The sequence below is a fragment of the Acetobacter oryzoeni genome, from assembly GCF_004014775.2.
Taxonomy (GTDB): domain Bacteria; phylum Pseudomonadota; class Alphaproteobacteria; order Acetobacterales; family Acetobacteraceae; genus Acetobacter; species Acetobacter oryzoeni.
Map to the genome: position 1 here is coordinate 122,339 of NZ_CP042808.1, position 14,722 is coordinate 137,060.

General features: G+C 54.0%; 10 protein-coding genes. 6 read left to right on the forward strand and 4 right to left on the reverse strand.

Features of this window, described 5'->3' with window-relative positions; genetic code table 11:
- Nucleotides 1-110 precede the first annotated feature (110 nt).
- Nucleotides 111-1,160, reverse strand: coding sequence for a COX15/CtaA family protein (locus EOV40_RS00615; RefSeq protein ID WP_208729292.1), 1,050 nt, complete (start codon nucleotides 1,158-1,160; stop codon nucleotides 111-113).
- Nucleotides 1,161-1,174: 14 nt separating this feature from the next.
- Between EOV40_RS00615 and EOV40_RS00620 the strand changes: the two genes are divergently transcribed.
- The 6 genes from EOV40_RS00620 (at nucleotide 1,175) to EOV40_RS00645 (ending at nucleotide 10,157) form a co-directional block, all read left to right on the forward strand.
- Nucleotides 1,175-1,954, forward strand: a complete 780-nt coding sequence (locus EOV40_RS00620) for a TVP38/TMEM64 family protein (protein ID WP_128104748.1) — start codon at nucleotides 1,175-1,177, stop codon at nucleotides 1,952-1,954.
- Nucleotides 1,955-2,114: 160 nt separating this feature from the next.
- Nucleotides 2,115-3,377, forward strand: coding sequence for a multidrug effflux MFS transporter (locus EOV40_RS00625; RefSeq protein WP_128104749.1), 1,263 nt, complete (start codon nucleotides 2,115-2,117; stop codon nucleotides 3,375-3,377).
- 103 nt (nucleotides 3,378-3,480) lie between these two features.
- Nucleotides 3,481-5,724: an ATP-binding protein gene (locus tag EOV40_RS00630; RefSeq protein WP_128104750.1), complete on the forward strand. Its 2,244-nt coding sequence runs from the start codon at nucleotides 3,481-3,483 to the stop codon at nucleotides 5,722-5,724.
- 161 nt (nucleotides 5,725-5,885) lie between these two features.
- Nucleotides 5,886-6,419 (forward strand): adenine phosphoribosyltransferase, encoded by a 534-nt coding sequence (locus EOV40_RS00635; RefSeq protein ID WP_050818994.1) that lies wholly within the window; start codon nucleotides 5,886-5,888, stop codon nucleotides 6,417-6,419.
- Nucleotides 6,420-6,563: 144 nt separating this feature from the next.
- Nucleotides 6,564-8,798, forward strand: coding sequence for an FUSC family protein (locus tag EOV40_RS00640; protein WP_050818995.1), 2,235 nt, complete (start codon nucleotides 6,564-6,566; stop codon nucleotides 8,796-8,798).
- A 63-nt stretch (nucleotides 8,799-8,861) separates the two neighbouring features.
- Entirely contained in the window at nucleotides 8,862-10,157 is a 1,296-nt protein-coding gene (locus tag EOV40_RS00645) for a glycerate kinase type-2 family protein (RefSeq protein ID WP_128104751.1), read from the forward strand.
- 6 nt (nucleotides 10,158-10,163) lie between these two features.
- Here the strand turns inward: EOV40_RS00645 and EOV40_RS00650 are convergent, their stop codons facing one another.
- From EOV40_RS00650 to EOV40_RS00660, 3 genes are all read right to left on the reverse strand, one after another.
- A complete protein-coding gene (locus tag EOV40_RS00650) occupies nucleotides 10,164-10,805 on the reverse strand; it encodes a uracil-DNA glycosylase family protein (RefSeq protein ID WP_208729217.1) in 642 nt (213 codons plus the stop codon).
- Nucleotides 10,806-10,934: 129 nt separating this feature from the next.
- On the reverse strand, nucleotides 10,935-12,353 hold the full coding sequence (locus EOV40_RS00655) for a cytochrome c (protein WP_050818996.1): 1,419 nt from the start codon (nucleotides 12,351-12,353) through the stop codon (nucleotides 10,935-10,937).
- A gap of 52 nt (nucleotides 12,354-12,405) precedes the next feature.
- Nucleotides 12,406-14,634: a PQQ-dependent dehydrogenase, methanol/ethanol family gene (locus EOV40_RS00660; protein WP_050818997.1), complete on the reverse strand. Its 2,229-nt coding sequence runs from the start codon at nucleotides 14,632-14,634 to the stop codon at nucleotides 12,406-12,408.
- Between the last annotated feature and the right edge of the window lie 88 nt (nucleotides 14,635-14,722).

The window sequence follows — 14,722 nt, forward strand, 5'->3', positions numbered from 1 at the left end:
GCTAATTTGCGGGTCTGCAGGGAATCGGACGTGAACCACTCGGAATTCATGCGCAGCACCATACCGTCCAGTTTTTCAAACGCAACACTAAAACGTTCTTAAAGGCTCTCTCAGGCCACAGCCTTGGTGCCGCGCAGGCAATGCAGCACATACAGCATAACACCCAGCAACACGGCAGCGAATGTTTGGTGCACAGCACCAGCCCACACAGGCACCATCAACAGCAGGGTGGTTACGCCAAGCGCGTACTGAATAACCACAGCCCATCCCAGCAGAATGAAGGCGTTATGGGCTTTAGACCCCAGATCCGTTGCTTTCAGGCCAACAAGGAGCACAGCGCCAATACTCAGGGCTGTAAGAGTGGCCAGAAGGCGATGGTCAAACTGCACAGCCGCTTTGTTGATGAACCAGTTCATCCAGAAAGGGGAAAGCTGGGCATAATCGGTCGGGATCAGATGCCCATCCATCAGCGGGAAGGTGTTGAACAGGAACCCTGCATGTGTGCCAGCCGCAAACCCACCGGCAATAATGGTGGTGCACAGCAGCACGATGGTGAAGCAAGCCAACCGCTTAGCCAAACGTGCGGCGGAAGATGAGCCATGGCTTTCTGGCGTGGGCCAGCGGATAGAAAATGCCGTCCACAAAATAGCGCCATAAAGTAACAATGCCGCACTCAAGTGTAGCACAAGTCGTACGGGTTCCACCGCCGTGCTGTTGGGGCGGAAGCCAGAAGCCACCATAAACCACCCAATGGCACCCTGTAGTGCACCCAGAATAAAAAAGATGAACAAGAGCAGGGCCAGCCGGCGCGTAATCATCCCTTTCACAACAAACCAGATCAGGGGCAGCAGAAGCACCAGCCCCATCAGACGGCCCCAGAAGCGGTGAATCCATTCCGCCCAGAAAATTTTCTGGAACCCTTCCAACCCAAATCCTTCATGCTGAAGGTGATATTGTGGAATGGTTTTATAAAGCGCGAACAACCTTTCCCACTCAGCGTGAGAAAGGGGCGGGATAAAGCCGCTTACGGGCTGCCAGTCCATAATGGAAAGGCCCGAACCCGTCAGGCGCGTTACGCCGCCAATGGCGATCATGCCCAGCAGCATGAAGCAAAGCAGAAACAGCCAGCCTGAAATGAGCTTGCGATGGGCGGGTGTCATGTCTGTCTGGGGGGATGATGAGGTGGGCATGGCAGCCTTTGGCGCTGTGGGTTAAATTTCTGTATCGGGTTTACAGCCAGCTTGCGGGCTGCTGCAAGAAGATGGTACCGCTAGGCTGGATGGAACAGCATATTCGTCCTCCCTCTCGGTCCTCTGTATCGCTTTTGCGTCCACTGCTCATGCTGCTTGTATTGGTGGTGGGGGCGGTTGGGTTGCGGCATGTGCCAGCTCTTCATACCATGCTGCATGGTACGGATGTACTGCGCCAAGGCGTATGGGGCCGCATGGTGTTTCTATCTGGTGCTGTTTTGTGGTGTGGGTTTGGGCTGCCACGCCAAGTGGCCGGATTTGCCGCCGGATTGGCTTATGGATTGTGGGAAGGCCTTGCACTTATCACCATAGCCTCCACATTGGGGTGCTTGGCCGGGTTTTTCTGGGCCAGATGGGGTGGGCGTGTATGGGCGCGGCAGAAATTGGGGCAACGTTTTGCCCAAATGGACGCATTTCTGACACGTCAGCCGTTTTCTAGTATCCTTACCTTGCGGCTGCTGCCCGTGGGGTCCGCATTACTGCTGAACCTTTTGGGGGGCATTTCAGGTATGGATGTGCTGCCGTTTTTTACAGCAACCCTTTTGGGCGGTATCCCGCAGAACCTTGTTGCCGTTTTGTTGGGGGCAGGGGTTCAGGTAGGTACTTTCTGGCAGTATGCCGCAGGTGGCGCGTTGTTTGTGTTGTCTGGCGCCATTGGGGTGTGGTTATGGCGGCATGCACGTATAGCCCGGCAGGTTTCCTGATCCGTATATGGTCTGGCTGTTTCTGAGGTATCAGGAACTAAGGGCTCATTCTAACCCTCTTGTAAAATAGTAAGGCGCTAGCCTGCAGAGCTGTTAGCGCTGTTTTTGCCAGACATTTTTCTTTTCCTTCTGTTTTTGTTTGTTTTTTGGAGTGCTGCTTATGGCTTCTCCCTCTGCTGTGCGGGATGCCGGAACGTCTTTTATTGGTGGGCGCATCCCCATGTGGGTACCTCTGCTTTTAGGGTTCCTGACAGCCGTTGGACCTATTTCGACAGATATCTATCTGCCTGCTTTTCCGGCCATGGAGCAGACCTTCCATACAAGTGCGGGCAATGTGCAGTTTACGCTGTCCATCTGGTTTGTGGGGTTGGCTATCGGGCAGATTACGGTTGGCCCTTTATCAGATAGGTTTGGGCGCCGTAGCCCCATGCTTATAGGCAATGCCCTGTATGCCGTGGCTTCTGCCGTATGTGCATTTGCGCCAGATATCACCACGTTTTCCATTGCGCGGTTTGTGGCATCCGTTGGGGCATCGGCCAGCCTGGTTATTCCCACGGCCTGTGTGCGCGATATGGTGCCAGACCGTAATGCCGGGGCACGCATGATGTCTCAGTTGGTCATGGTCATGGGGGTTGTGCCTATTTTGGCCCCCATGCTGGGTGGTCTGGTTGTAGAGTTTGTGTCCTGGCGGATTATTTTTTGGGCTTCTGCGGCCTATGGCGCGATATGCGTGGCGCTTATTCTGTTCGTGCTGCCAGAAACCCTCCCGTATGATCGGCGGGTCGCATTGTCTCCCTTCACGCTTGTGACACGTTACGTCACCCTCATCCGAGATCGGGCCTTTGCCAGCCATGCGCTGATAACGGCTTTTTCCACCTTCATGTCTTTCAGCTATCTTACGGCAGCTCCATTTGTGTTTGTGCAGCTGTTTCATTTCTCACCGCTGCATTTTTCCATGCTGTTCGGCTTTTTTGCGGTGTTCATGATCGGGGCTTCCCAAGTGAACGGGCTGTTAGTGGGGCGTATTGATTCCGGCAAGCTGCTGATGGGCGCGATCTGCCTTTCCGTTACTGGAGGGATTCTGCTGGTAGCAGTGAGTTTGTGGAGCGCGTGGTACGCACCTCCGGCATGGCAGCCATATGAAGTGTGGTTGGTTATTGCGGCCATGTTACTGGCCCTTGCACCTACAGGTATTATTTTCCCCAATGCCATGATGGGGGCTTTGGCAGACCATCCCTCTCTTGCCGGGGCGGCCTCGGCTCTGGCTGGCACGCTGCAATATGTGCTGGGTGCTGTGGCGGGCGTTGTGGTTGGGCAATTTCCGGCTGTGTCTGCAATTCCTATGGCAGGGTGCATGTGTTGTGGTGCTATTCTGATGTTCCTGATGGGGCTGCTGCGGCCTAATCGACAGAATGTGAACTAAAAATTGTACAAAAAGCGGTTATGCCCGCTCTGCTCTTGACGGCGACAGGGCTGCGGCCCAGTCCAGATGAAAAGATGGGGTGAGGGAAGGGAGCGTGCATAACATGCCACGGCATCCAGCAAGACGGGCCCACGTTCTGGCGCTTATTGGCGCCGGGCTGCTGATTGTAACTTTTGGTACAATGGGGATTGAGCTGGGCAATGAAATGGCCCGGCATGGTAATCTGGACCGTCAGAGCACCGCGGCAGGCAATTACTTGCGCGGGCTGCACCACGCTACCAGTGATGCCCGCATATGCCATTATGCATGGATGGCCGAACATAAGCCGCAGGATGGCAGTTGTTATGTGCAGGCCATTCAGCAGCTTTCTGATGCACGGCGTGAGTTCGAATCCTTTCGTGTAGTGCAACTGCGTGAAGGCGGTGGCCGCGTAGAACCACTGCAAAGCGTGTGGCAGCAGCTTGAAACCATAAGTGCATGGCCCCATTCACCAGAGGGCACGCCCGCCGGAGGGGCGCAACTTCTGGCGGATCTGGATCAGAATCTTTCCATTCTCAGCCGGGCCAGCACGCTTGATCAGGCAGACCGTGTTGCCAATATGCTGCGCAACACAAGCTGGCAGCGCCGCTTGGCGTTGCTGGGGATTCTGACTGGTGTTTTCAGCCTTGTTTCAGCAGGTTGGGTGCTGGATCGTTCTTCCTTGGCAGCAGCACGGGCCGAGGCTTCATCGCGTGATCTGGCTTTGCGTTTGCGGGCAACGCTGGACAGTTTGAGCCTTGGCGTGGCCGTATTTGGTGCCGATGGCCACTTATGGCACTGGAACGAACAATTGGCTGTGGCGCTGGGTTTGGAAAAGAGTTTTTTCAAACCTGGCCTGTCTTACAATGATTTAAGCGCAGTGCTGGTGGTAGATGGTGTACCGCTGCTTGAACCATTGGAGCATGTTGAAACCAGCTTGGCCAAAGGGCAGCCCGCACCGCCTGTAGTGGTGGAATGCAAGGGCATTAATGGCGCAGATCTGGAACTGTGCCGCACATTGTTTTTTGCTCCAGATGGAGCAGCAGAACGGCGTGGCTTTGTGCTGACAGCTGCAGATATTACCATGCGTTTGCGTAGTGAGCGCGCATTGGGTGAGGCGCAAAAGCTGCGCGCGCTGGGGCAGTTTACCGCAGGCATTGCCCACGATTTCAAAAACCTTCTGACCGTTATCTTGGGAAATCTGGAGCTTGCAGCAGAGCACGATCTGCCAGATCAGGTAGAGCAACGGCAGGAATATCTGTCTGCCGCAACACATGCAGGGCATAGGTCTGAAGCTCTTACAAGCCAGCTTCTTTCCTTTATGCGCAGGCAGCAAACCGGAGTGCCAGACTGCTTTGACCTAGCCGATCTGTTTTCCCTGCTCGATGGGCTGTTGGCGCGCGTGATTGGCCCCAGAATTGTGGTGGAATGTGCAGATGTTTCGGGCGTATGGCCCGTGCGGGCAGACCCGGCACAGCTTGAAAGTGCGGTGCTCAATCTGGCTATCAATGCGCGAGATGCCATGCCTTCTGGTGGTCGGCTGCGTATTGCCGCTCGGAATGTGACATTCTCCGTCAATGCAGATCTGATGAGCCTGCCTGTTGAGGAAGACCGCAACATGCGCGTGGTGTCCGACCCGACTCCGCTTCCCGCCGGGGATTGGGTGAGGCTGGACGTGATTGATAGCGGCAGCGGTATGACACGTGAGGTATTGGACCATCTGTTTGAACCGTTTTTTACCACCAAGCGAGAGGGTGCAGGAACAGGGCTTGGCATGGCCATGGTTCTGGCTTTTTCTCAACAGGTGAAGGGGCGCGTTGTGGTGGCAACTGGCAGCGGGAGTGGGACGGAGGTTTCCTTGTGGTTGCCCAAGGCGACAGCTCTTTCCGCTGCGCAGGTTTTGCAGCCGACCGCGCTGCCTAAAATAAGCAAACCAGCGCCATCACAGGCTTTGCAGGTGCTGGTGGTGGAAGATGACGCAGCTATTCGCGATATTGTCGTGACCATTCTGAGCATGGCGGGCCACCGCGTGTTGGAGGCTGGCGATGGTGAACAGGCGTTTGATGTGGCTGCGGCTGCGGAAGGGGCTCTTGATCTGCTGGTAACGGATATCCAGCTTCCCGGCCCGCTGGATGGTCTAACCCTTTCACGCGTGTTGGTGGAACGGTATCCTGAACTGGCTGTGGTTTATATGTCAGGGGATCTTACAGCGGATTCCAAACTGCCAGAAGGTGGTGTGGCAAACGCGCGTCTATTGGCCAAACCCTTCCGCCGGGATGGCTTGATGGAAGTGGTAACAGCAGCACTGAGTGCACGTACCGGGGCATAAGCAGACCATAAGGGAAAAGCCGCCATACCTTGCAGAACCGGCGCATGCAGGATAGAGCGGGCGCCGGATTGCCCGAACGTGTTCTTCTTTTTGGCAGGATACAAGGCAGAAGTAACAGAGGGTCAGCCTTGGGCTGGCACGCAGGAAGGATTATTAAGGCCATGACGGCACATGAGGAAATCGACCTCAAGCGCTTTATCCGGCACGTTCCCGATTTTCCTAAACCGGGCATTCTATTTTACGATATTTCCACTCTTATGCGGAATCCGGATGCGTGGCAGCTGGCCATGGGGCGTTTGGCGCGGCAGGTAGCGCCACTTAAGCCAGACTTGCTGGCAGCCGTTGAATCCCGCGGGTTTTTAACAGCTGCACCGCTGGCGGATCGCTTGGGATGCGGGCTGCTGATGCTGCGTAAGTGTGGCAAGCTGCCGGGTGCAACCATTTCCCACACCTATGATCTGGAATACGGCAGCGATACGCTGGAAATTCAGGCAGACGCCATTCAGCCCGGCCAGCGCGTTGTGGTTATGGACGATCTGCTGGCAACCGGTGGCACCTTGGCCGCTTCTGTAGCACTGCTGCGCAAGGCAGGAGCCAACGTGGTAGGCGCTTCTGTTATGGTAGAGCTAACCAGCCTGGGTGGCCGTAATAAAGTGGATGCACCAGTTTCCACTTTATTAACTTACGAAGAATAAGCACTTTTCAATATTCATATGTTCTGTTTGCACATCTGGGTGCAGAACAGAACATATGAGGTGTGAATACGCTTTTCTGCCATGTTGGGGTAAGAGAAGATGTATGGCACGTTGTTTCCCCATTAGCACCTCAGGTTTGGCCGCGTGAAAAGCATGACGCTTTCCTTGGGGCAGCTTTGGCGGTCGGTCTCTATTATTGTCCGGCAGGCGCTTGTTGGTGGCGGTCCACCACGCAAGCTTGACCACTTGCGCTGGCTGTTTGCGCCCAATCTGCTTTCTTTTGGGTATGCGCTTCGCACCACCATTTCATCCTTAATCGCTCTTGGCATTGCCTTGTGGTGGGAATTGGGGAGCCCGCAATGGGCTGCTCTTACCGTATGGATGGTGGCGCAGGGCACGCGCGGTAAATCCATTGCCAAGGCGCGCTGGCATATGTTCGGCATGGTGGTGGGCACAATATGCGCCATCGTGCTGGTGGCCAGTATGCCGCAATCACCACTGCTCTATATCTTTTTTGTGGCTGTAGGGATTGGCACTTTCTGTTTTATAGGCACGTTGTTGCCTGGCCCCGCGGCTATGACCAATTACCGTATCCATGGTATGCGGGCATCGGGTTTTACATACGTTATTATTGCGCTGGACGGCATAGTAGCGCCCGATCATATTTTTCAGATCGCAATGGCGCGTGCCACATACATTACGCTTGGTATTGTGGTGGAAACCACAATTTCTTCCCTATTTCAGTATCAGTTGGGGCTGCGGGCCAGAACACGTCTGGCAACCAACTTTGTGCAGGCCCTTAAAGGCGCGGTGCCCGCCATTTTGCGCTTGTTGCAGGGCGATAGGCGTGCTGTGGCAAATTCGCCCGGGGTGTTCTCCACTCTTATCGCGCTGAGCGATCAGGTCGAGTTTGCTGAAATTGAAATGGGGAAGCATCAGCACGAGGGTGATCACGCCCGAGCTGCTCTGGCAGCCATTACAGTGTTGCTGTCACGCGGGTTGGATTTGGGCGCGTTGCTGGAGGTGCCGCATAGTCAGGGGGCGGAGTATCAGGATACAGCCCGGCAGGTGAGCACTTTTTTGCAGGCTCTGCCAGACAGGCTGGATAATGATCAGCCTATTGAGCCGGTTTTACGGGATCTCACGTCTTTACGGGCAACCTGCCGACAACTGGCCGCGAGTTGCCTGGAAAAAGAAATGGAAGCCGCCACGCATCCCCCAATGGATGTGAATCAGGAGGAAGTGCTCACCCGGCAAGGGCAACTGTTGCATAAGCTGGATACCATGCTGGAAGAATTGTATCTGGCCATTGAACAGTTTGAAATGAGCCGCAATCCGCAACCGCATGATCATTTCCGCTACCCCATGAAGTCTTACCGAGACTGGCGGATGGCGTTTACCAATAGCTTGCGGGCTTCCGTCACCATCTTTCTGGCTGGTGTTATATGGATTACCACCGCGTGGCCTGACGGCCTTACATTTATTATGTTTGTGGGCATTGTGTGTGCGCTGTTCTCTACTTTGGAGCAGCCTGCTCTTGCCACACAGGCGTTCCTGCATGGCACTGTATGTGTCATTGGCATGAGCGCACTGCTTGATCTGTGGGTGATGGCCCAGCCGACCATTTATGAAATGATGGCCATGTGTCTGGCTGTGCCCATGTTGATTGGTGGGTTAGCCTTTGCGTGGCCTCCGCTGGTGCTTGCGGCTGTGGCCTATAATCTGTTTCTGCCTATTCTAGTGGGGCCAATCAATCAGGGCCGGATGGATGAAATCATGTATTTCAACACCGCCATGCCGCTATTGTTGGCCATGATGTTCTGCATGTGGATGTACCGCGTGTTTCTGCCGTATGATCCAGACGGCTTGCGGTGGGATATGCGTGTGAACATTCTGCGTGGCTTGCGCCGTTTGGCAGGGCAGCGCAGACCACCTGCGGTAACGGAAATTATCGGGCGCAGTGTAGATGGTTTTGTGCGCCTTTCCACCATGGCAACGGATGATGGGAATACCTATGTCTTGGAACGGTATTTAAGCGGCGTGCTATCTAGCATGACCATCGCATTGAACGTGCTGCGGTTACGTACTGTTCTGGCAAAGAATATTCTGCCGCCAGAAGCACAAAAAGCCGTAGAAGTCATGATGGAACGCATGCAGCGTTTTACAGGCCGATATGGTGGACAATATGGCCGGACTGCGCGCGCAACACATATAGCTGTAGAGTATTTGTTAAACTGCGAAGAAACCGAAGCAAATCTTTCAGTTCGTGAAGAAATGTTGCGGGCATTGGCCAGCCTGCGCGTGATAGAAACAGAATTGGCAGAGAACCGAGCGTTCTTTGATGCGTCTTCTCCATATTTGGATAAAGCATTTACCTAAACCAGATGGGCCATAAACAGGTTCTGATATTAGGGTAAAGCATTGCAGGAGAATGTTTCATTGGTGCAGTCAGACATCAAAATAGAACAGGATGAGCAAGCCCGTATCCTGTTGCGCAGCATGTTTGATGCAGCGGTTGCTGCAGCAGATCCATTTAAGGTGTTGGCAGAATATTTGCCGGAAAAACCCAAAGGCCGCTGCATTGTTGTGGGGGCGGGCAAGGCCTCTGCCGCTATGGCGGCCGCGCTGGAAGCTGCGTGGCCAGATGTGCCTTTGCAGGGTGTTGTGGTTACGCGGGATGAGCATGCTGTTCCAACGCGCCATATTACGATTCTGGAAGCGTCACATCCCGTGCCAGATGCGCGGAGCGAACAGGCTGCACATGATATCTTGCGGGCCGTTCAAGGGTTGGGATCAGATGATCTTGTTATTGCCCTGATTTCAGGCGGAGGGTCTGCGCTACTGGCTTTGCCGGTAGAGGGTATCACTCTGGCAGAAAAGCAGAATATTGGCCGCCAGCTTTTACATTCTGGCGCGGCAATTTCTGAAATGAATACAGTGCGTAAGCATTTGTCAGCTATTAAAGGTGGCAAGCTGGCTTTAGCAGCCGCACCTGCGCAAGTGGTAACACTTGTGATTAGTGATGTACCCGGAGATGATCCGGCAATTATTGCCAGCGGTCCTACCGTGCCGGATGCCACAACATCTCAAGATGCTTTGCGTATTCTTGATAAATACAATTTGGACGTGCCTGAATCTGTTCGTCATGTTCTGGAGAAAAACACCACTGCATTTTCTGCTCAGCATTCTGTCAACGCAGACAATCGGGTTGAAATGATAGCAACCCCTTTTATGGCACTACAGGCAGCAGCAGAGGTGGCGCGCAAAGCAGGCGTTACTCCTTTGATTTTAGGAGATGCCCTGGAAGGGGAAAGCTGCGTCATGGGTGTGATGATGAGTGGTATTGCGCGTTCTGTTCAGGCGCATGCTGTGCCTGTGCGTGCTCCGGCTGTTTTGCTGAGCGGCGGGGAAACAACCGTGAGTATTCGTGCAGGTACAAAACCAGGAAAGGGCGGGCGTAATACGGAGTTTCTGCTTTCTTGTGCGGTCGCTTTACATGGGCAGGCAGGTATATGGGGGTTGGCGGGGGATACTGATGGCATTGATGGTACGGAAGATGCTGCAGGCGCCATATTTACCCCGGATACATTAGAACGCGGCCTGCAAAACAATATAGCGGCCGAGGATTTTCTGGTACGGCATGATAGTTACAGCTTTTTTGAGAAATTGGATGACCTTGTCAAAACAGGCCCAACGTTAACGAATGTGAATGACGTGCGCCTACTTTTGGTGCTCTAGTTCTGTTTAATCAGCCAGTGCCCGAGCCACTTCGTGCCGAAGAGCTGGAATGATTTTTTCCTGAAACATGGGGGTTTTACGCTCCCATGCTCCGGTGCGCCATGATGGGTGCGGCAAGGGAAAATATTGCGGGAGAAAATCCTGAAAATTCTCTGTCCGCTCATATACTTTGCCTTTTCCCAAAACGTAATTCTGAGCGTAGGATCCAACTAAAAGGGTTAGGCGCAGGTTTGGCAGTAAAGCCAGAATACGTTCGCGCCATAAGCTGGCACATTCCGGTGGGGGTGGACGATCGCCCCCCTTAGGCAACACACCCGGATAACAAAGCGCCATAGGTAAAATGGCTACGCGGTTAGAATCATAAAAGACGTCTCGGCTCATACCAAGCCAACCCCGCAGGCGATCTCCCGAAGCATCGTTAAAAGAAACCCCGGTTTCATGTACGCGTGTGCCCGGTGCCTGTCCGGCAATAAGTAAACGTGCATGGGGGGAAACATGCAAAACGGGCCGTGGGCCTAATGGCAGCTTATGTGCGCAAGCCGTGCACTGTCTGATTTCCTGCACCAGACAGTTCAGTTGTGTTTCCACATCACTGCTTTCTGCAGAATGTGGTGTGTACAATTTCAATTTTGTCTGGGTCTGACTCATGTTGTTCAAACATGTGGGGATGATCTGCTCACTCACAATGCAAACAACATAAAAAAAGCGCTGTAGTGGTAACACTACAGCGCTTTTTAACCAGCCCCATGAAAGAGGCCAGTTATTTAGGCAGAAGCTTTACTGTGCTTCATCCACACCAGCATGTGTCTGCGGCGCGAAGGTCCAGCCAGCGCCGTAAGGCTGCGGCATGAAGAGGCCCCATGTAGCGGATTCTTCAGTTGCATTAGCCCAACCCGGTGTTGGCAGCGGCGTATGATCCAGACGGAGTTTCTGGATATCTGCTGCTGTTGTGTTAGCCGGTGCGCGGTTACCCCATGCAGAACGGATGAAGTTTACAACATCTGCAATCTGCTGGTCAGACAGGATGTTTTTGTAATCCGGCATGGCCACGGCAGAAGGTGCCCAGTTGGTAGGAGGCAGAACGCCACCATCAACCACAATGTGAGCAACAGATGTCGGGTTATCGGAAACAACAACTGGGTTACCAGCCAGCGGCGGGAACATACGGGCTACACCACCACCATCGTTACGATGGCAGATTGCGCACTGATCCACATATGTTTTTGCACCAGCATTGCCGGAGATGTTGTTGGAATCCAGCATCTGAGCCGTAGAAGCATCGTAGCTGTAATCACCACGTGCAGGCGGAACCGGCGGCAGGGATTTAATGTATTTCACCATGGCGTGCAGATCCGCATCGGTGAAGTACTGGGTGCTCCAACCAACCACGTCTGCCATGCCACCAAAGGCTGCGGAGTGATCGGTACGACCGGATTTCAGGAACAGGAACAGGTCTTCATCAGACCAGCGGCCAAGGCCCAGAACCGGATCGTTACGCAGGCTTGGGGCAATCCAGTTGTCGATTACGCCACCGCCGCCAAGGAAGTCTGGCCCGCCAGATGCATCCAGAGCTTTTTCTTGCATACCAAAGCCGCGCGGTGTGTGGCACGCACCACAGTGGCCAGGGCCGGTTACAAGGTATTCACCACGTGCAATTTCAGCATCTGTGCCGGGAGCCGGTGTGAAGTCCTTGGGAGCCGGAGCAAATACAGAGCGCCAGATGGACAGCGGCCAACGCATGGACATCGGCCAAGAAATATCAGTTGGATGATTTTTCTGAGCAATCGGCTGTACGCCATGCATGAAGTATGCGTACAGAGCCTTCATGTCATCCTGCGTCATACGGGCGAAGGATGGGTAGGGCATTGCTGGATACAGCGTAGCACCATCCTTACGCACGCCATGGCGCACGGCTTCATCAAACTCTTTAAATGTGTAGGTGCCAATCCCGTACGTAGGGTCTGGCGTGATGTTGGTGGAGTAAATTGTGCCGATGGGGGTCTTGATAGAAAGACCACCAGCATATTTCTGACCGTTCAGGGATGTGTGGCAAGCCACACAGTCCCCTAGGCGCGCAACATACTCGCCCTTCTTGATCAGATCTTCATCAGCGTTCTGTGCATGCGCCAGGGACGTTCCCGCAAGAAGCCCGACAGCGACTGCCCCCAGGGCAGCTTTTAGCCTGTTAATCATCATTTTTACCACTTATCGCCTGTGTGCTGAATGACGTCGTAACTCTGCCTAGGCATTAGGGGTTAATGCCAAGTGTCGGGTTTTCGGGAATATTCTTGTCATTCTTCCGAGCATCCACTTCACGCTGATACGTGTCGTTTGCTCGTTTGATCAGATACTGACGGATAGCTTCAATTTCATCCGGCGTCATGCTGGTGTCAAAGCGATCCATCCCGTAAGCCGTCAGCGCACCGCGACCAACCACATTGTAGAAGGCATCCTGGTGGCGGATAGCACCGGCCCAACGCAGATCAGGCAGCATGCCTGCACCTTCGCCGTTATCACCATGACAGGTCTGGCAGTAGGTCTGATACTGGAAGTAACCGTTATCAACGACCTTCTGGTCATACTGTGCAGGTGGTTTTACTGGCAGGAAGCCGCGGTTGTTCAGAGCTGGCAGCTTGGCTTTGCCATCCAGAGAGAACGCAGCGATGTAGGAGTGGTTAACTGTCCAGCCAGAAGTACGGCCCACACCACCCATGGAAATGGGGTAGATGCCGCCCCAGCCCACTTCAACAGCAACATACTGCTTGCCGTTGACGCTATAGGTCATAGGCGGAGCGATAATGCCGCTCTGTGCGTCAAACTTGTAAAGATCACTACCATTCGTGGCGTCATAGGCGTGGAATTCACCATTGGCCAAGCCCTGGAACAGAAGATCACCGCCGGTTGCCAGAACGCCGCCGTTCCACGGACCTTTGTGGTCAATTTTCCAGACGGTTTCCATCTTGACCGGATCCCATGCCAGCAGCCAGCCGTGCAGGTCCTTGATGTAGGCTGTACGGGCTTCTGGGGTATCAGGCAGACCGTTCTTGGTCATATCCAGACCAACGTTCCAGGAATCCGGGTGAGGCTTAAAGCCACCAACCTGGTTTTTATAACCGAACGGAATCTGGTGAGCCGGGATATAGACCAGGTGCGTTTTTGGGCTGTAGGCCATAGCCATAAAGTTATGCGCACCCAGTGGGCCGGGGATACCGTACCAGAACTTGCCGTTCAGGGTGTACAGACCATCTGGATTGTAGATCGGGCGACCTGTCAGAGGGTCCAGACCATTAGCCCAGTTCTGGTAAACGTAGTTTTTGCCGGACAGGAACTCACCAGTCTTGGCATCCAGAACGTAGAAGAAGCCGTTTTTAGGTGCATGCACGATCACATGGCGCATTTCGCCATTCACGGGCATATCCAGTGTCATGATCTGCTGAACCGAGGTGTAATCCCACTGATCCATCGGAGTTGCCTGGAAGTGCCAGACATATTCACCGGTTTCAGGCTTCAGTGCGACAATGCTACCCAGGAACAGGTTGGAGCCAATGCCTTCGGAACGATACTTATAGTTCCAGGGGGACCCGTTACCAACAGCCAGATAGATCAGATCACTGACCGGATCATAAACCAGAGAATCCCATACGGTGCCGCCGCCACCCTGGCGAACCCAAGCGCCTTTGGGGCCCCAGGTTTTGTAGGCTTTGTTCATCAGAATATTATCTGATGCAGCGTGGTCAGGTTCGTTCTTGTTGTTCGGAACGGTGTAGAAGCGCCATTTCAGCTTACCGGTTTCGGCATCAAATGCAGAAACAAAGCCACGGGCACCAAACTCGGCACCACCGTTACCAATCAGCACCAGGCCTTTTGCTACGCGTACCGCGCCATCCACTGTGTAGGAGCGCTGCTTGCCCAGAGAGGCATCGGCTGGGATGGTGTTAACTTCCCAAACCTTTTTACCGGTTTTTGCATCGGCAGCAACCAGACGGCCATCAAACGTGCCCCAGAAAACCTTGCCGTTCCAATAGCCTGCACCACGGTTAACCGTATCACAGCAGCCTTTGTCAGCAATGTTGCCTGGCACTTTGGGGTCATACTGCCAAAGCAGCTTACCTGTGGCAGCGTCCAGCGCTTCCATTTTGGACCAGTTGGTTGTGGCGTACATAATGCCATCTACAACCAGCGGGGTTGCTTCCTGACCGCGGTTGGTATCCAGCGTGTAGTACCAAGCCAGCTTAAGATCACCCACGTTGGAGCGGTTGATCTGATCAAGCGGGCTATAGCGCTGTTCGCTGTAGGTGCGACCATAAGAAAGCCAGTTTTCGGGGTGATCATCTGCATGGATGATCGCTTCCCCCGTATTACCCTGACCGTCAGCGCGGGCAGGGACTGCCGCGTAAGGCAAAGCAGCGGCACAGATTGTTCCGGCCGCGAGAATTCCTAGCAGTGAACGTCTCTTGGCGGAGGCGGGGCGGGTCATGCGTTCATGTCCTCGACTATTATATACGGTGAGGAAAAAGATAGCCGGCAGGCCGGTTTCTCACACAACAGCCAAGGGGAACGCTGTC